23 protein-coding genes are annotated in these 17,446 nt (G+C 65.4%); all 23 read left to right on the plus strand.

Going from position 1 to position 17,446, the window contains the following annotated elements:
- Positions 1-98 precede the first annotated feature (98 nt).
- The 23 genes from rpoC (at position 99) to rplR (ending at position 17,443) form a co-directional block, all read left to right on the plus strand.
- A complete protein-coding gene (gene rpoC / locus ABMY26_RS16535) occupies positions 99-4,271 on the plus strand; it encodes a DNA-directed RNA polymerase subunit beta' (RefSeq protein ID WP_372398315.1) in 4,173 nt (1,390 codons plus the stop codon).
- A 322-nt stretch (positions 4,272-4,593) separates the two neighbouring features.
- The gene (rpsL, locus tag ABMY26_RS16540) at positions 4,594-4,965 is read left to right on the plus strand and encodes a 30S ribosomal protein S12 (protein ID WP_012973201.1); all 372 of its coding nucleotides are present in this window, start codon (positions 4,594-4,596) and stop codon (positions 4,963-4,965) included.
- Positions 4,966-4,977: 12 nt separating this feature from the next.
- Positions 4,978-5,448: a 30S ribosomal protein S7 gene (gene rpsG, locus ABMY26_RS16545; protein WP_045581805.1), complete on the plus strand. Its 471-nt coding sequence runs from the start codon at positions 4,978-4,980 to the stop codon at positions 5,446-5,448.
- 27 nt (positions 5,449-5,475) lie between these two features.
- Positions 5,476-7,548, plus strand: a complete 2,073-nt coding sequence (gene fusA / locus ABMY26_RS16550; protein WP_372398316.1) for an elongation factor G — start codon at positions 5,476-5,478, stop codon at positions 7,546-7,548.
- Positions 7,549-7,586: 38 nt separating this feature from the next.
- Positions 7,587-8,777, plus strand: coding sequence for an elongation factor Tu (gene tuf, locus ABMY26_RS16555; RefSeq protein WP_372398317.1), 1,191 nt, complete (start codon positions 7,587-7,589; stop codon positions 8,775-8,777).
- A gap of 543 nt (positions 8,778-9,320) precedes the next feature.
- The gene (gene rpsJ, locus ABMY26_RS16560) at positions 9,321-9,629 is read left to right on the plus strand and encodes a 30S ribosomal protein S10 (RefSeq protein ID WP_012973204.1); all 309 of its coding nucleotides are present in this window, start codon (positions 9,321-9,323) and stop codon (positions 9,627-9,629) included.
- Positions 9,630-9,689: 60 nt separating this feature from the next.
- A complete protein-coding gene (gene rplC, locus ABMY26_RS16565; RefSeq protein ID WP_372398318.1) occupies positions 9,690-10,400 on the plus strand; it encodes a 50S ribosomal protein L3 in 711 nt (236 codons plus the stop codon).
- A 5-nt stretch (positions 10,401-10,405) separates the two neighbouring features.
- Positions 10,406-11,026: a 50S ribosomal protein L4 gene (gene rplD, locus ABMY26_RS16570; protein WP_372398319.1), complete on the plus strand. Its 621-nt coding sequence runs from the start codon at positions 10,406-10,408 to the stop codon at positions 11,024-11,026.
- Complete coding sequence (locus ABMY26_RS16575; protein WP_012973207.1) at positions 11,023-11,340, plus strand: 50S ribosomal protein L23; 318 nt, start codon at positions 11,023-11,025, stop codon at positions 11,338-11,340. Before rplD ends, ABMY26_RS16575 begins: the two co-directional genes overlap by 4 nt.
- A 16-nt stretch (positions 11,341-11,356) precedes the next feature.
- Positions 11,357-12,184, plus strand: coding sequence for a 50S ribosomal protein L2 (rplB, locus tag ABMY26_RS16580; RefSeq protein WP_372398320.1), 828 nt, complete (start codon positions 11,357-11,359; stop codon positions 12,182-12,184).
- Between the two features lie 12 nt (positions 12,185-12,196).
- A complete protein-coding gene (gene rpsS / locus ABMY26_RS16585) occupies positions 12,197-12,475 on the plus strand; it encodes a 30S ribosomal protein S19 (RefSeq protein WP_012973209.1) in 279 nt (92 codons plus the stop codon).
- 3 nt (positions 12,476-12,478) lie between these two features.
- A complete protein-coding gene (gene rplV / locus ABMY26_RS16590) occupies positions 12,479-12,874 on the plus strand; it encodes a 50S ribosomal protein L22 (RefSeq protein WP_012973210.1) in 396 nt (131 codons plus the stop codon).
- Entirely contained in the window at positions 12,874-13,623 is a 750-nt protein-coding gene (gene rpsC / locus ABMY26_RS16595) for a 30S ribosomal protein S3 (RefSeq protein ID WP_372398321.1), read from the plus strand. Before rplV ends, rpsC begins: the two co-directional genes overlap by 1 nt.
- Before the next feature lie 12 nt (positions 13,624-13,635).
- Entirely contained in the window at positions 13,636-14,067 is a 432-nt protein-coding gene (rplP, locus tag ABMY26_RS16600) for a 50S ribosomal protein L16 (RefSeq protein WP_045581811.1), read from the plus strand.
- Complete coding sequence (rpmC, locus tag ABMY26_RS16605; protein ID WP_045581812.1) at positions 14,064-14,270, plus strand: 50S ribosomal protein L29; 207 nt, start codon at positions 14,064-14,066, stop codon at positions 14,268-14,270. Before rplP ends, rpmC begins: the two co-directional genes overlap by 4 nt.
- A gap of 12 nt (positions 14,271-14,282) precedes the next feature.
- Positions 14,283-14,537 (plus strand): 30S ribosomal protein S17, encoded by a 255-nt coding sequence (gene rpsQ, locus ABMY26_RS16610; protein WP_045581813.1) that lies wholly within the window; start codon positions 14,283-14,285, stop codon positions 14,535-14,537.
- A gap of 19 nt (positions 14,538-14,556) precedes the next feature.
- On the plus strand, positions 14,557-14,925 hold the full coding sequence (gene rplN, locus ABMY26_RS16615; protein ID WP_012973215.1) for a 50S ribosomal protein L14: 369 nt from the start codon (positions 14,557-14,559) through the stop codon (positions 14,923-14,925).
- Positions 14,925-15,242 (plus strand): 50S ribosomal protein L24, encoded by a 318-nt coding sequence (gene rplX / locus ABMY26_RS16620; protein WP_045581814.1) that lies wholly within the window; start codon positions 14,925-14,927, stop codon positions 15,240-15,242. Before rplN ends, rplX begins: the two co-directional genes overlap by 1 nt.
- A 10-nt stretch (positions 15,243-15,252) precedes the next feature.
- A complete protein-coding gene (gene rplE / locus ABMY26_RS16625) occupies positions 15,253-15,795 on the plus strand; it encodes a 50S ribosomal protein L5 (protein ID WP_372398322.1) in 543 nt (180 codons plus the stop codon).
- 15 nt (positions 15,796-15,810) lie between these two features.
- On the plus strand, positions 15,811-16,116 hold the full coding sequence (gene rpsN / locus ABMY26_RS16630) for a 30S ribosomal protein S14 (RefSeq protein WP_045581816.1): 306 nt from the start codon (positions 15,811-15,813) through the stop codon (positions 16,114-16,116).
- A gap of 13 nt (positions 16,117-16,129) precedes the next feature.
- Positions 16,130-16,528, plus strand: coding sequence for a 30S ribosomal protein S8 (gene rpsH, locus ABMY26_RS16635; RefSeq protein ID WP_045581817.1), 399 nt, complete (start codon positions 16,130-16,132; stop codon positions 16,526-16,528).
- Positions 16,529-16,541: 13 nt separating this feature from the next.
- On the plus strand, positions 16,542-17,075 hold the full coding sequence (rplF, locus tag ABMY26_RS16640; protein ID WP_372398323.1) for a 50S ribosomal protein L6: 534 nt from the start codon (positions 16,542-16,544) through the stop codon (positions 17,073-17,075).
- A gap of 5 nt (positions 17,076-17,080) precedes the next feature.
- Positions 17,081-17,443 (plus strand): 50S ribosomal protein L18, encoded by a 363-nt coding sequence (rplR, locus tag ABMY26_RS16645; protein WP_045581819.1) that lies wholly within the window; start codon positions 17,081-17,083, stop codon positions 17,441-17,443.
- The last annotated feature ends 3 nt before the right edge of the window (positions 17,444-17,446 follow it).

Below are 17,446 nucleotides of genomic sequence, written 5' to 3' on the forward strand. Positions count from 1 at the left end.
TCTGACGTGACCCAGGCCCCGGATCGGCGCGCGCGCGCCGTTCCGGGGCATTGCACTGCCTTTAACCGACAACGCGGCGATGCCAGCGGGAGACGGTCATGAATGAGTTGATGAACATTTTCGGCCAGGTTCAGGGGCCGCAGAGCTTCGATCAGATCCGCATCCAGATCGCGAGCCCCGAGCGGATCCGGTCCTGGTCCTACGGCGAGATCAAGAAGCCGGAAACCATCAACTACCGCACCTTCAAGCCGGAGCGCGATGGCCTGTTCTGCGCCCGCATCTTCGGCCCGATCAAGGACTACGAGTGCTTGTGCGGCAAGTACAAGCGCATGAAGTATCGCGGCATCATCTGCGAGAAGTGCGGCGTCGAGGTCACGCTGTCGAAGGTCCGGCGCGAGCGCATGGGCCATATCGAGCTGGCGTCCCCCGTCGCGCACATCTGGTTCCTGAAGTCGCTGCCGAGCCGCATCGGCCTGCTGCTCGACATGACGCTCAAGGATCTGGAGCGCATCCTCTATTTCGAGAACTACGTCGTCATCGAGCCGGGCCTCACCCCGCTGAAGCTGCATTCGCTGCTGAACGAGGAAGAGTTCCTGAACGCCCAGGACGAGTATGGCGAGGATTCCTTCACCGCGTCGATCGGTGCCGAAGCGCTGCGCATCATGCTGTCGGCGCTCGACCTCGACGAGGAGAAGAAGCGCTGCCGTGAGGACCTGCGCGACACCAACTCGGAGGCCAAGCGCAAGAAGCTGGTCAAGCGCCTGAAGCTGATCGACGCCTTCCTGGCCTCGCAGTCGCGTCCGGAGTGGATGATCCTGGAAGTCATTCCGGTGATCCCGCCCGAGCTGCGTCCGCTGGTGCCGCTGGATGGCGGCCGCTTCGCCACGTCCGACCTGAACGACCTGTACCGCCGCGTCATCAACCGCAACAACCGCCTGAAGCGGCTGATCGAGCTGAAGGCGCCGGACATCATCGTCCGCAACGAGAAGCGCATGCTGCAGGAGGCCGTCGACGCGCTGTTCGACAACGGCCGCCGCGGCCGCGTCATCACCGGCGCCAACAAGCGTCCGCTGAAGTCGCTGTCGGACATGCTGAAGGGCAAGCAGGGCCGCTTCCGTCAGAACCTGCTCGGCAAGCGCGTCGATTACTCGGGCCGTTCGGTCATCGTCGTCGGTCCGGAGCTGAAGCTGCACCAGTGCGGCCTGCCGAAGAAGATGGCGCTGGAGCTGTTCAAGCCCTTCATCTACGCCAAGCTCGAGCTGTACGGCCTCGCCTCCACCATCAAGGCCGCCAAGCGGATGGTGGAGAAGGAGCGTCCCGAGGTGTGGGACATCCTGGAGGAGGTCATCCGCGAGCATCCGGTGATGCTGAACCGGGCGCCGACGCTGCACCGTCTCGGCATCCAGGCGTTCGAGCCGACGCTGATCGAAGGCAAGGCGATCCAGCTGCACCCGCTGGTCTGCACCGCCTTCAACGCCGACTTCGACGGCGACCAGATGGCCGTCCACGTCCCGCTGTCGCTGGAAGCGCAGTTGGAAGCGCGCGTCCTGATGATGTCGACCAACAACATCCTGTCGCCCGCCAACGGCAAGCCGATCATCGTGCCGAGCCAGGACATCGTGCTCGGCATCTACTACATCTCGATGGACCGCCCGAGCGAGAAGGGCGAGGGCATGGTGTTCTCCAACGTCTCGGAGATCGAGCAGGCCCTGAACGCCAAGGTCCTGTCGATCCACGCCAAGATCAAGGCGCGCTATGTCGGCGTCGATGACGAGGGCGAGGAGAAGATCTCCATCGTCGAGACGACGCCGGGCCGCATGCTGCTGTCCGAGCTGCTGCCGCGCCATCCGAAGGTGCCCTTCTCGCTGATCAACCGCGTCCTGACCAAGAAGGACGTCGGCAACGTCATCGACGCCGTCTACCGCCATTGCGGCCAGAAGGAGACGGTGATCTTCGCCGACCGGCTGATGAAGCTGGGCTTCGGCCACGCCTGCCGCGCCGGCATCTCGTTCGGCAAGGACGACATGGTGATCCCGGAGGCCAAGGGCCGCCTGGTCAACGAGTCGAAGGAGCGGGTGAAGGAGTTCGAGCAGCAGTATCTCGACGGCCTGATCACCCAGGGCGAGAAGTACAACAAGGTCGTCGACGTCTGGTCGGAATGCACCGAGAAGGTCGCTTCCGAGATGATGAAGGCGATCTCGACCACCGAAGCCGGCAAGCAGGTCAACTCGGTGTACATGATGGCCCACTCCGGTGCGCGCGGTTCCGCCGCGCAGATCCGTCAGCTGGCCGGCATGCGCGGCCTGATGGCCAAGCCGTCGGGCGAGATCATCGAGACGCCGATCATCTCGAACTTCAAGGAAGGCCTGACCGTGCTGGAGTACTTCAACTCCACCCACGGCGCCCGCAAGGGTCTGGCCGACACCGCCTTGAAGACGGCGAACTCCGGTTACCTCACCCGCCGCCTGGTCGACGTGGCGCAGGACGCCATCATCGTCGAACATGATTGCGGCACCGAGCGCGGCATCACCGTCAAGGCGGTGATCGACGGCGGCGAGGTCATCTCGCCGCTGGGCGACCGCATCCTCGGCCGCACGGTGGTCGGCGACGTGATCGATCCGCTGAACGGCGAGCTGCTGATCGAGGACGGTGGCCTGATCGACGAGCCGACGGTCGACCGCATCGAGCGGTCGGGCATCGACTCGGTCAAGATCCGCTCGGTCCTGACCTGCGAGACCCGCGACGGCGTGTGCGCCAAGTGCTACGGCCGCGATCTGGCCCGCGGCACGCTGGTGAACACCGGCGAGGCGGTCGGCGTCATCGCGGCGCAGTCGATCGGCGAGCCGGGCACCCAGCTGACCATGCGCACCTTCCACATCGGCGGTGCGGCGCAGCGCGGTGCCGAGCAGAGCCAGATCGAAGCGGCGTTCGACGGCGTGGTGCGGATCAACAACCGCAACATCGTCATGAACTCCTCGGGCATCCCGGTCGTCATGGGCCGCAGCACCGAAGTGATCCTGCTCGACGATCAGGGCCGCGAGCGGGCGCGTCACCGCGTGCCGTACGGTGCCAAGCTGCTGGCGGACGAGGGCGTGAAGGTCGAGCGCGGCGCCAAGCTGGCCGAGTGGGACCCCTACACCCTGCCGATCATCACCGAGCGCGCCGGTACCGCCCGCTACATCGACCTCGTGGAAGGCATCTCCATGCGCGAGGTGATGGACGAGGCGACGGGCATCAGCTCCAAGGTGGTGGTCGACTGGCGCCAGCAGCCGCGTGGTGCGGACCTCAAGCCGCGCATCGCGCTGGTGGATGACCGGGGCGACCTGATCACCCTGCCGAACGGCCTGGAAGCCCGCTACTTCATGTCGGTGGACGCCATCCTGTCGGTCGAGAACGGCGCCGAGGTCCGGGCCGGCGACGTGCTGGCCCGTATCCCGCGCGAATCGTCCAAGACCCGCGACATCACGGGCGGTCTGCCGCGCGTGGCCGAGCTGTTCGAGGCGCGTCGTCCGAAGGACTTCGCGATCATCTCGGAGATGAGCGGCCGCGTCGAGTTCGGGAAGGACTACAAGACCAAGCGCCGCATCGTCGTCCGCAACGAGGAGAGCGGCGACGAGAAGGAGTATCTGATCCCGAAGGGCAAGCACATCTCTGTGCAGGAAGGCGATTACGTCGAGCGCGGCGACCTGCTGATGGACGGCAACCCGGTGCCGCACGACATCCTGGCGGTGATGGGCGTCGAGGCCCTGGCCGATTACCTGATCAACGAGATCCAGGACGTCTACCGGCTGCAGGGCGTGAAGATCAACGACAAGCACATCGAGGTGATCGTCCGCCAGATGCTGCAGAAGGTCGAGATCACCGACGCCGGCGAGACCACCTTCCTGGTGGGCGAGCAGGTCGACCGCCAGGAGTTCGACGAGGAGAACGAGAAGACCGTCGGCGAGGGCCTGCAGCCCGCGTCGGGTCATCCGGTGCTCCAGGGCATCACCAAGGCCAGCCTGCAGACGCGGTCCTTCATCTCGGCCGCGTCGTTCCAGGAAACCACCCGCGTCCTGACGGAAGCGGCCGTCGGCGGCAAGGTCGACAACCTGGAAGGCCTGAAGGAGAACGTCATCGTCGGCCGCCTGATCCCGGCCGGCACCGGCTCGGTGGTGAACCGCCTGAAGCTGATCGCCGCCGAGCGTGACCGCGAAGCGGCCCTGGAGGCCGGCGCGCCGGAGGAAACTCCGGCCCTGCCGACCCCGGGCGAGGAGAGCACCGCGGCCTGATCCATCGGGTCGTTTGAGTAGGCGAGGGGGCGCGTTCCATGAGGGACGCGCCCCTTTTCTTTGAGGATCGGGGATTCGCCGGATCGAGGAAACGGAGCGAAGACCATCCTTGACTCTCCCGAACCCTTTCCCTAAAGTCCGCGAACTTCAAAGGACCCCCGGGCTCTCCGTGTGTCCGCTTGAATCCACCGATCCCGCCGATCGGAGTTGTCCGATCGGCTTTCGCTCATTCAGCCCGCTCGGAACGGCAACGTTTCGCAGGCGGGCTTTTGCTTCGTCCGGCTCCGCCGGCCGAGTGATCTTGAAGGGATGAAGGGCAGATATGCCGACGATCAACCAGTTGATCCGTAAGCCGCGCGAGCCGTTGGCCGCGCGCAACAAGGTTCCCGCGATGGAGGCCTGCCCGCAGAAGCGTGGCGTCTGCACTCGCGTCTACACCACCACCCCGAAGAAGCCGAACTCGGCGCTCCGTAAGGTCGCCCGCGTTCGCCTGACCAACGGCTTCGAGGTGACGAGCTACATCCCTGGCGAGGGTCACAACCTCCAGGAACACTCGGTGGTCATGATCCGCGGCGGCCGTGTGAAGGATCTTCCCGGCGTGCGCTATCACATCATTCGCGGCACGCTGGATACCCAGGGCGTCAAGGATCGTAAGCAGCGCCGGTCGAAGTACGGCGCGAAGCGTCCGAAGTAAGGAGAACTCACGATGTCCCGTCGTCATCGCGCCGAGAAGCGTGAAGTCCTGCCGGACGCCAAGTATGGCGACCGCGTCCTGACGAAGTTCATGAACTGCCTGATGTTTGACGGCAAGAAGTCGTCGGCTGAAAGCATCGTCTATGGGGCCCTCGGCCGCATCGAGGTCAAGACCAAGAACGACCCGGTTCAGGTCTTCCACGATGCGCTCGCCAACGTGAAGCCGCATCTGGAAGTGCGCTCGCGCCGCGTCGGCGGTGCGACCTATCAGGTCCCGGTCGAGGTCCGTTCGGACCGCGCCCAGGCCCTGGCCATCCGTTGGCTGATCGGCGCCGCCCGCGCCCGTTCGGAAAACACGATGACCGAGCGTCTGTCGGGCGAACTGCTCGACGCCGCCAGCCAGCGCGGCACTGCCGTGAAGAAGCGCGAAGACACGCACCGCATGGCGGAAGCCAACAAGGCGTTCTCGCACTACCGCTGGTAAGGTTAACGCCTCTCCTGGTGATTTTGCATGCCCCGTTCGCACGCCCTCGACCGTTACCGCAACATCGGCATCATGGCCCACATCGATGCCGGCAAGACGACGACGACCGAGCGCATCCTGTTCTATACCGGCAAGTCCTATCGCATGGGCGAGGTCAATGACGGCACCGCCGTCATGGACTGGATGGAGCAGGAGCAGGAACGGGGCATCACCATCACCTCGGCGGCGACGACCTGTTTCTGGCGCGACCACCGCATCAACATCATCGACACGCCCGGCCACGTCGACTTCACCATCGAGGTCGAACGGTCGCTGCGGGTCCTGGATGGCGCAGTCGCCATCTTCGATGCGGTCGCGGGGGTCGAGCCACAGACGGAAACCGTGTGGCGGCAGGCCGACAAGTACGGCGTGCCGCGCATGGCCTTCGTCAACAAGATGGACCGCGTCGGGGCGGATTTCGCGGCTTGCGTCGCGATGATGGCCGACCGGCTCGGTGTCGCACCGCTGGTGCTGCAACTCCCCATCGGCGTCGAATCCGGCTTTTCCGGCATCGTCGATCTGGTCGAGATGCGGGCGACGGTCTGGAAGGCCGAAACGCTCGGCGCCGAATTCGAACACACCGATATTCCCGAGGATCTGGCCGGACCGGCCGCGGAAGCCCGCCAGGCTCTGCTGGAGGCCGTGCTCGACCTCGACGAGGCGGCCATGACCGCCTATCTGGACCGCGGCGAGGAGCCGTCGCCCGCCGCCCTGCGCGCCCTGATCCGCAAGGGCACGATTTCCGGCGCGCTGGTCCCGGTGCTCTGCGGCTCGGCCTTCCGCAACAAGGGCATCCAGCCGATGCTGGACGCCGTCGTCGATTACCTGCCGGCACCGAACGACATCGGCTCGATCAAGGGCCACGCCATGACCGGCGGGCAGGCGGAGGAGCGGCCGGCCAACGACAGCGCTCCCTTCGCCGGCCTGGCCTTCAAGGCGATGAACGACCCCTATGTCGGGACGCTCACCTTCTGCCGCATCTATTCCGGCACCGCCAGCGTCGGCGACTGGCTGCTCAACCCGGTCAAGGGCGAGCGCGAGAAGATCGGCCGCATGCTGCTGATGCATGCCAACAGCCGCGAGGACATCGAGCGCGCCCACACCGGCGACATCGTTGCCTTCGCCGGGCTGGAGCACACCGCCACCGGCGACACGCTGTGCGATCCGGCCCGGCCGATCGTGCTGGAGCGGCTTGACGTTCCCGAGCCCGTCATCGAGATCGTGGTCGAACCGCGGACGGATGCCGACCATGACCGGATGGCGGCGGCGCTCAACCGGTTGGGCCATGAGGATCCGTCGATGCGGGTCTCGGTCGACCGCGAGAGCGGCCAGACCCTGATCCGTGGCATGGGCGAGCTGCATCTCGACGTCATCGTCGACCGGATGAAGCGCGAGTTCCGCGTCGATGCCGCGGTCGGGGCACCCAAGGTCGCCTATCGCGAAACCGTGCAGCGCTCGGCCGACATCGACCATGTCCACGCCCGCCAGTCCGGCGACCGCGCCCAGTTCGCCCGGGTGGTGCTTTCGGTCGAAGCCCTCGGCCGCGGCGCCGGCTTCGTCTTCGAGAACCGCGCTTCGGCGCTGCCCCGCGAGTTCGCCGCCGGCGTGCAGCGTGGGCTGGAGGCAGCGAAGGATGCCGGCGTGGTCGCGGGCTACCCGGTCGTCGACCTCAAGGTGACGCTGACCGGCGGCGAGACGCACGACGTCGATTCGTCGCCGCTGGCCTTCGAGCTGGCGGCGCGGGCCGCCTTCCGGGAGGCGATGACAAAAGCCGCTCCGACGTTGCTCGAACCGCTGATGCGGGTCGAAATCATCACGCCGGACGACTATATGGGCGACGTCATCGGCGACCTGAACGGTCGCCGCGGACAGATCACCGGCATGGACCAGCGCGGCAACGCGCGCATCGTCACGGGACTGGTTCCCTTGGCGGCCATGTTCGGTTATGTGAATTCCCTGCGCTCCATGAGTCAGGGCCGCGCGCAGTACAGCATGCAGTTCGACCATTACGAGCCGGTGCCACAGGCCATCGCGGACGGGGTCCGCGCCAAGGTGGCCTGAAGACCGCTGGAACGATTGAGAAACGGAGAGACCAACCCATGGCCAAGGCAAAGTTCGAGCGGAACAAGCCGCACTGCAACGTCGGCACGATCGGCCACGTCGACCACGGCAAGACGTCGCTGACGGCGGCGATCACGAAGGTGCTGGCGGAGTCCGGCGGCGCGACCTTCACCGCTTACGACCAGATCGACAAGGCGCCGGAAGAGAAGGCGCGCGGCATCACGATCTCGACGGCTCACGTCGAGTACGAGACGCAGAACCGCCACTACGCGCACGTCGACTGCCCGGGCCACGCCGACTATGTGAAGAACATGATCACGGGCGCGGCGCAGATGGACGGCGCGATCCTGGTCGTGTCGGCCGCCGACGGCCCGATGCCGCAGACCCGCGAGCACATCCTGCTGGCCCGCCAGGTCGGCGTTCCGGCGCTGGTCGTGTTCATGAACAAGGTCGACATGGTCGACGATCCGGAACTGCTTGAGCTGGTCGAGCTGGAAGTGCGCGAGCTTCTGTCGTCCTACCAGTTCCCGGGCGACGACATTCCGATCACGAAGGGTTCGGCGCTGTGCGCGCTGGAAGACCGTTCGCCGGAGATCGGCCGCGACGCCGTCCTGGCGCTGATGAAGACGGTCGACGAGTACATCCCGCAGCCGGAGCGTCCGAAGGACCGTCCGTTCCTGATGCCGATCGAGGACGTGTTCTCGATTTCGGGCCGTGGCACGGTCGTGACCGGCCGCGTCGAGCGTGGCATCGTGAAGGTCGGTGACGAAGTCGAGATCGTCGGCCTGAAGGCGACGGTGAAGACGACCGTGACCGGCGTCGAGATGTTCCGCAAGCTGCTCGATTCGGGTGAGGCCGGCGACAACATCGGCGCGCTGCTGCGCGGCACCAAGCGCGAGGACGTCGAGCGCGGCCAGGTTCTGGCCAAGCCGGGTTCGATCACCCCGCACACCAAGTTCAAGGCCGAAGCCTACATCCTGACGAAGGAAGAGGGCGGCCGCCACACCCCGTTCTTCACGAATTACCGTCCGCAGTTCTACTTCCGGACGACCGACGTGACGGGCATGGTGTCGCTGCCGGAAGGCGTCGAGATGGTGATGCCGGGCGACAACGTCGCCATGGAAGTGGCGCTGATCGCCCCGATCGCCATGGACGAGGGCCTGCGCTTCGCCATCCGCGAGGGTGGCCGCACCGTCGGCGCCGGCGTCGTCGCCAAGATCGTCGAGTGATGACCGACGCTGCCGCCGTCCCGTGACGGCGGTGGCGTCCGGTGGGGTAGGGTGGCCGGCCGGTCCGGCCACCGGTTGATTGAGACGGGCCGTCCGCACAGCGCAAGCAGGGCGGGCGGCCCGCCCCGGTTCTAGCCATCGGGCGTCGGCGTTCAATGGCCGCCCGCCTGTCGATCCGGCTTCCTCCGTCCGGGGGGAGATTCAGGATTGACAGGCGGGCGCTGAACGCCTAGAGATTACGCCCTCTGGATTTTGGGTTGGTGGTAGGCAGCTTCGGCCTAGACGCAGCCCGAGACGAACGGCAAAGGCGCGCCCCTTCGGGAGGCGCGCCGTCTGCTGAACGGAACATCCCCTTTGCGCCGCCCGCGCAGGGGATGTTCTTTTTCGTATCGGATCGTCGCATCGGTCACAGTGTCGCCCGTCGGCCCCGCTTCGGTGGACCGGCGCGCGGCCTTGCGCTGTCGACGGTGTGCCCGAAGCAAGCTCGTGGAGTTCCGGTGACGCGTCCGCGTCATCGCTAAAAGGTGCAAGGGACGTTTGGACATGGACAGCCAGAACATCCGCATCCGCCTGAAGGCGTTCGATCATCGCGTGCTCGACCAGTCGACCAGCGAGATCGTCAACACCGCCAAGCGGACCGGCGCGCGCGTGCGGGGGCCGATCCCGCTGCCGACGCACATCGAGAAGTTCACCGTGAACCGCTCGCCGCACATCGACAAGAAGTCGCGCGAACAGTTCGAGATCCGCACCCACAAGCGCCTGCTCGACATCGTCGATCCGACGCCGCAGACCGTGGATGCACTGATGAAGCTCGACCTCGCCGCCGGCGTCGACGTCGAGATCAAGCTCTGATTTTTGGTTGGTAAGGGACCTCTCCATTCGCGGACGTCCCTGGTCAGGAGATAAAGAACAATGCGATCCGGTTTGATCGCGCAGAAGGTCGGCATGACCCGCGTCTTTACGGACGACGGCCAGCATGTTCCGGTCACTGTGCTGAAAGTCGACAGCTGCCAGGTCGTCGCCGTTCGTACCGAGGACAAGGATGGCTACACCGCCGTCCAGCTCGGCGCGGGCGCCATCAAGGTCAAGAACGTCAACAAGCCTGAGCGCGGGCATTTCGCCAAGGCGCGCGTGGAGCCCAAGCGCAAGCTGGTCGAGTTCCGCGTCGATGCCGATGCCCTGATCGAGGTTGGCGCCGAGCTGTCGGCCGCCCACTTCGTCGCCGGCCAGTTCGTCGACGTCACCGGCACCTCCATCGGCAAGGGCTTTGCCGGTGCGATGAAGCGGTGGAACTTCGGTGGTCTGCGCGCCACGCACGGCGTGTCGGTGTCGCACCGCTCGCACGGTTCGACGGGCAACCGTCAGGATCCCGGCAAGGTCTTCAAGAACAAGAAGATGGCCGGCCATCTCGGTGACGAGAAGGTCACGGTCCTGAACCTCCAGGTCGTGTCGGTCGATGAAGAGCGCGGCCTGATCCTGCTCAAGGGCGCCGTCCCGGGCGCCGAGGGCGGCTGGCTGCGCATCCGTGATGCCGTCAAGAAGAAGGCTCCGGAAGGCCTGCCCTTCCCGGCCGGCATCAAGTCTGCTCCGGCGGCGGAAGCCCCGGCCGAGACGCAGGAGTGAGCGCCATGAAGGCCACGATCAAGAATCTGAACAACGAGGCCGTCGGCGAGATCGAGCTGTCGGATGCCGTGTTCGGTCTGCCGACCCGCACCGACCTGCTGGCCCGCATGGTGAACTGGCAGCTGGCCAAGCGCCGCTCCGGCAACCACAAGACCAAGGGCATCAGCGAGATCAGCGGCACGACCAAGAAGCCCTACTCGCAGAAGGGCACCGGTCGCGCTCGCCAGGGCTCCATCCGTTCGCCGCAGTTCCGCGGCGGTGCGACCATCTTCGGTCCGGTCGTGCGCTCGCACGCCCATGACCTGACCAAGAAGGTCCGCAAGCTGGCGCTCAAGACCGCCCTGTCGGCCAAGGCCGCCGAGGGCAAGCTGATCGTCCTGGAGGCTGCCGCCACCGAGACGCACAAGACCAAGGATCTGGCGGCTCGTCTCGCCACCCTCGGCCTGACTTCGGCGCTGATCATCGACGGCTCGAACCTGGACGACAACTTCGCCAAGGCTTCGCGCAACATCCCGCTGATCGACGTGCTGCCGGAGCAGGGCGCGAACGTCTACGACATTCTCCGCCGCGATACGCTGGTCCTGACCCGCAACGCGGTCGAGCAACTGGAGGCTCGCCTGAAATGAGCAAGCAGTCGAAACCTGCGGTGAGCCAGGAGCGGATGTACGACCTGATCCTCGCTCCCGTCATCACCGAGAAGTCGACGTTGGTGTCGGAGCACAACCAGGTCACGTTCCGCGTGCCGCTCACGGCCTCCAAGCCGGAGATCAAGGCCGCCGTTGAAGGTCTCTTCAACGTCAAGGTGACCGCGGTCAACACCCTGGTTTCCAAGGGCAAGACCAAGCGGTTCCGCGGCACCATCGGCCGTCGCTCGGACTTCAAGAAGGCCGTCGTCACCCTCGCCGAGGGTAACAAGATCGACGTGACCACGGGCATCTGAGCGGGAGTGTGATCCGATGGCTCTGAAGCAATACCGCCCGATTACTCCGTCGCTCCGCCAGCTGGTCATCGTCGACCGCTCGGAGCTGTGGAAGGGCAAGCCGGTCAAGACCCTCACCGAGGGCCTGACCAAGTCCGGCGGCCGCAACAACACCGGCCGCATCACCGCGCGCCGGATGGGTGGCGGTCACAAGCGCGTCTACCGTCTGGTGGACTTCAAGCGTCGCAAGTTCGACGTTCCGGCCGTCGTCGAGCGGCTGGAATACGATCCGAACCGCACCGCCTTCATCGCGCTGATCAAGTACCAGGACGGGACGCTGTCCTACATCCTGGCGCCGCAGCGCCTGAAGGTCGGCGACACCGTCGTGTCGGGCGAGAAGGTCGATGTGAAGCCCGGCAACGCCATGCCGCTGCGGAACATTCCGGTCGGCTCGATCGTGCACAACGTCGAGCTGAAGGCGGGCAAGGGTGGCCAGGTCGCGCGCTCCGCGGGCACCTACCTCCAGCTCGTCGGCCGCGATGGCGGCTACGCCCAGCTGAAGCTGCCCTCGGGCGAGCTTCGCGTGGTGCGCGGCGAGTGCATGGCGACCCTGGGCGCGGTGTCGAACCCCGACCAGATGAACACCAACCTTGGCAAGGCCGGTCGCAACCGCTGGCTGGGCAAGCGTCCTTCGGTCCGTGGCGTCGCCATGAACCCGATCGACCACCCGCACGGCGGTGGTGAGGGTCGCACCTCGGGCGGCCGTCATCCGGTCACCCCGTGGGGCAAGCCGACCAAGGGCAAGAAGACGCGTCACAACAAGAAGACGGACGGCCTGATCCTGCGCCGCCGTCATTCGAAGTAAGGAGGTCGAACGATGGCACGCTCCGTTTGGAAGGGCCCGTTCGTCGACGGCTATCTGCTGAAGAAGGCGGACAAGAGCCGGGCTTCGGGCCGCAACGAGATCATCAAGATCTGGTCGCGTCGTTCGACCATCCTGCCGCAGTTCGTCGGTCTGACGTTCGGCGTCTACAACGGCCACAAGTTCCTGCCGGTTCTCGTCACCGAACACATGATCGGTCACAAGTTCGGCGAGTTCGCTCCGACGCGGACCTTCTATGGCCACGCGGCGGACAAGAAGGCGAAGAGGAAGTAAGCCATGGGCAAGTCTGCCAACCCCAGCCGGGTCGCGGAGAACGAGGCTCTGGCCCGCAATCCGATGATCCGCACCAGCCCGCGGAAGCTCAACCTCGTCGCCCAGCTGATCCGGAACATGGATGCCAGCCGCGCCGTGGCCGAGTTGACCTTCTCCAAGCGCCGCATCGCCGGCGAGGTGAAGAAGGTTCTGCAGGCCGCGATCGCGAACGCCGAGAACAACCATCAGCTCGACGTCGACCGTCTCTACGTGTCGTCGGCGACCGTTGGCCGCGCTCTGGTGATGAAGCGCTTCCATGCCCGTGCCCGCGGTCGCGGCGCCCGGGTCGAGAAGCTGTTCAGCAACCTGACGATCATCGTTCGCGAGCGTGACGCCGCCGTTGCCGAAGGGGCCGAGTAATGGGTCAGAAAATCAATCCGATTGGGCTGCGCCTCGGCATCAACCGGACCTGGGACAGCCGTTGGTTCGCCAAGCGCGACTACGCCAACCTGCTGCACCAGGACCTGAAGCTGCGCGGCTATCTGCAGGGTCGCCTGCAGCAGGCCGGCGTGTCCCGCGTCGTCATCGAGCGTCCGGCCAAGAAGGCCCGCATCACCATCCACTCGGCCCGTCCGGGCGTGGTGATCGGCAAGAAGGGCGCGGACATCGAGAAGCTGCGCCTCGAGCTGTCGAAGATGACCGGCAGCGAGGTGAGCCTGAACATCGTCGAGATCCGCAAGCCGGAAATCGACGCCAGGCTCATCGCCGAGAACATCGCCAGCCAGCTGGAGCGCCGCGTGGCGTTCCGCCGTGCCATGAAGCGCGCCGTGCAGTCCGCCATGCGCCTGGGCGCCCAGGGCATCCGGATCAACTGCTCCGGCCGTCTGGGCGGGGCTGAGATCGCCCGCATGGAGTGGTACCGCGAGGGCCGCGTTCCGTTGCACACCCTGCGCGCCGACATCGATTACGGTGTGGGCACCGCCAAGACCACCTACGGCACCTGCGGTGTCAAGGTGTGGGTGTTCAAGGGCGAGGTCATGGCTCACGACCCGATGGCGCAGGACAAGCGCATGGGTTCCGAGCCGGTGTCGACCGACGGCGAGCCGCGCCGCGATCGTCACGATCGCCGCGACCGTCGCGAGCGCTCCGAGCGCTCCGAACGCGAGTAAAGGGGCCGAGCGATGCTTTCTCCCAAGCGCACGAAATACCGCAAGGCCCACAAGGGCCGCATCCACGGCAACGCCAAGGGCGGTACCGATCTGAACTTCGGCTCCTTCGGCCTCAAGGCCCTGGAGCCGGAGCGCATCACCGCCCGGCAGATCGAGGCGGCCCGCCGCGCGATCACCCGCGCGATGAAGCGTCAGGGCCGCGTCTGGATCCGCGTTTTCCCGGATCTCCCCGTCTCCACCAAGCCTGCCGAAGTCCGCATGGGCTCCGGTAAGGGTTCGCCGGAGTACTGGGCGGCCCGCGTCAAGCCGGGTCGCATCCTGTTTGAGCTGGACGGCGTACCCGCCGATGTGGCAAAAACCGCCTTCGCTCTGGCGGCCGCGAAGCTGCCGATCAAGGTGAAGCTGGTGACCCGCCTGGGCGGGGTCGAGGAGACCGCGGCATGAAGGCCGTAGACATTCGTACGAAGAGCGCGGACGAGCTGAACGATCAGCTCCTCCAGCTCAAGAAGGAACAGTTCAACCTGCGTTTCCAGAAGGCCTCCGGTCAGCTGGAGAACACCGCACGGGTGAACGTGGTGCGCCGCGATATCGCCCGCATCAAGACCATCATCGGCGAGCGCGCCCGCTCCGCCGACGCCGGCAAGTAAGGGGGATCATCCATGCCTCGCCGCGTTCTGCAGGGCACGGTGGTCAGCGACAAGTGCGACAAGACCGTTACGGTTCTTGTCGAGCGCCGTGTCATGCACCCCGTGTACAAGAAGTTCATTCGTCAGTCGAAGAAGTACGCCGCCCACGATGAGGGCAACCTCTTCAAGATCGGCGACAGCGTTTCGATCATCGAATGCCGTCCGATCTCCAAGTCCAAGCGCTGGACGGTCGTGACGGAGTCCGCCGCCGACAGCGGCGCCGCGTGATAACGAAAGGTCATAAACCATGATCCAGATGCAAACCAACCTGGAAGTCGCCGATAACAGCGGGGCGCGCCGGGTGCAGTGCATCAAGGTGCTTGGCGGGTCCAAGCGGAAGGTCGCGACCGTGGGCGATGTCATCGTCGTCTCGGTCAAGGAGGCCATTCCGAAGGGCCGCGTCAAGAAGGGCGACGTGCATCGTGCCGTCATCGTCCGCACCGCGAAGGAACTGCGTCGGGAGGACGGGTCTGCGATCCGTTTCGACCGGAACGCCGCCGTGCTCATCAACAAGCAGGGTGAGCCGATCGGCACCCGTATCTTCGGGCCGGTCACTCGTGAGCTTCGCGGCAAGAAGTTCATGAAGATCATCTCGCTGGCGCCGGAGGTGCTGTGATGGCCGCCAAGATCAAGACCAAGGACAAGGTCGTCGTCCTGACCGGCAAGGACAAGGGCAAGACCGGCGAGGTGCTTCGCGTCATCCCCAAGGAGAACCGCGCGGTTGTCCAGGGCGTGAACGTGGTGAAGAAGCACCAGCGCGCCAGCGCCCGCTCGCAGGGTGGCATCATCGAGATGGAGGCGCCGATCAACGTCTCGAATCTCGCTCACGTCGACCCCAAGGATGGCAAGCCGACCCGCGTCGGTTTCAAGATCCTTGAGGATGGCCGCAAGGTGCGTGTCGCCAAGCGGTCCGGCGAAGTCATTGACCTGTGAGGGCCCGGGCATGACCGCACGTCTGAAAGAAGTTTACGCCTCCAAGATCCGCGCCGCTCTGAAGTCGGAATTCGGCTACAAGAACGACCTGGAAGTTCCGCGGCTCGAGAAGATCGTGGTCAACATGGGTGTCGGCGAGGCTGTCGCCGACTCCAAGAAGATCCAGCTCGCCGTGGCCGAGATGGCCGCCATCACCGGTCAGAAGCCGGTGGTGACCAAGTCGCGCAAGTCGATCGCCCAGTTCAAGCTGCGCGAAGGCATGGCGATCGGCTGCAAGGTCACGCTGCGCAGCGACCGCATGTACGAGTTCCTGGACCGCCTGGTGACGATCGCGTTGCCGCGCGTCCGTGACTTCCGCGGTATCCCGGGGAACAGCTTCGACGGCCGTGGCAACTACGCCATGGGTGTCAAGGAGCAGATCATTTTCCCGGAGATCGATTACGACAAGATCGATCAGATCCGCGGCATGGACATCATCATCGTCACCTCGGCGAAGACCGATCAGGAAGCCAAGGCTCTCCTGAAGGGCTTCGACATGCCGTTCGTGAGCTGAGGCTGGAGCACGACCATGGCTAAGACCAGTGCCATCGAAAAGAACAAGCGTCGCGCCAAGCTGGCCAAGCAGTACGCGAACAAGCGTGCGAAGCTGAAGGCTATCGCGAACGACAAGACCCTCCCGCCGGAAGAGCAATTCGCTGCCCGCCTCAAGCTGGCCGAACTGCCGCGCAACTCCTCGAAGGTGCGCGTCCGGAACCGCTGCGAGTTGACCGGGCGTCCGCGCGCGTTCTATCGCAAGTTCAAGCTGTCCCGCGTCACCCTCCGCGAACTGGCCTCGACCGGCCAGATCCCGGGGATGACGAAGTCGAGCTGGTAAGGAGGGTCCGAGAATGTCTTTGAGCGATCCGCTCGGCGATATGCTGACCCGCATCCGCAACGGTCAGCACGCCCGCATGTCCGTTGTGGTTTCCCCGGCGTCAAAGCTGCGCGTCAACGTCCTGGACGTGCTGAAGCGCGAAGGCTTCATCCGCGGCTGGTCCGAGGAAGAGCTGCGTCCCGGCGTCAAGAACCTGAAGATCGAGCTGAAGTACCACGAAGGCGAGCCTGTCATTAAGCAGATCGCCCGTGTGTCGAAGCCCGGCCGTCGCGTCTATTCGAAGATCGCCGACCTGCCCCGTGTCTACAACGGGCTCGGTCTGTCGATCCTGTCGACCCCGCGCGGCGTGATGTCGGACAACGAGGCCCGCGCCGCCAATGTCGGCGGTGAAGTCCTCTGCCGCGTGTTCTAAGGGGGATTGGCAGATGTCGCGCATTGGCAAGCATCCCGTGCCGGTCCCGGCTGGCGTCGACGTGAAGGTCGACGGCCAGCTGGTGACGGCGAAGGGCAAGCTGGGGCAACTCAGCCTGACCCTGGTCGACGACATCAACGCCTCGCTGGAAGACGGCAAGGTGGTGGTGAAGCCGGCAAACGACAGCAAGCGCGCCCGCACCATGTGGGCAACCTCGCGCACCCTGATCAACAACATGGTCACCGGTGTCAACCAGGGCTACACGATCAACCTCGAGATCAACGGCGTCGGTTACCGCGCGGCCGTGCAGGGGAAGGAGCTGGTCATGCAGCTCGGCTTCTCGCACGACGTGAAGTACCCGATCCCGGACGGCATCACGATCAAGTGCGACAAGCCGACGGCCATCTCGGTCACCGGCTACGACAAGCACAAGGTCGGCCAGGTCGCCGCCGAGATCCGCGGTTGGAAGAAGCCGGAGCCGTACAAGGGCAAGGGTATCAAGTACGATACCGAAACCGTCCTGCGCAAGGAAGGTAAGAAGAAGTAACCGCCATGCTGAAGCCAAAGCAACTCCACGAGCGCCGCAAGCAGCGCGTGCGCGCGCAGATTGCCAAGAAGGCCGGCGGGCGTGTTCGCCTCTCGGTCTTCCGGTCGAATCTGCATATCTACGCCCAGATCATCGACGACGAAAACGGCAAGACGCTCGCGTCTGCCTCGTCGCTGGAGAAGGAGCTGCGCGAGCAGCTCAAGCACGGCGGCAACGTCGAGGCGGCCAAGCGCATCGGCGTGCTGATCGCCGAGCGTGCCAAGGCCGCGGGCGTCACCGAGGTCGTGTTCGACCGCGGTGGTTATATTTTCCATGGCCGGGTCAAGGCCCTGGCCGACGCCGCCCGTGAGGGCGGGCTGTCGTTCTAAGGA

The organism is Azospirillum sp. HJ39 (genome assembly GCF_041507355.1).
GTDB lineage: Bacteria > Pseudomonadota > Alphaproteobacteria > Azospirillales > Azospirillaceae > Azospirillum > Azospirillum thiophilum.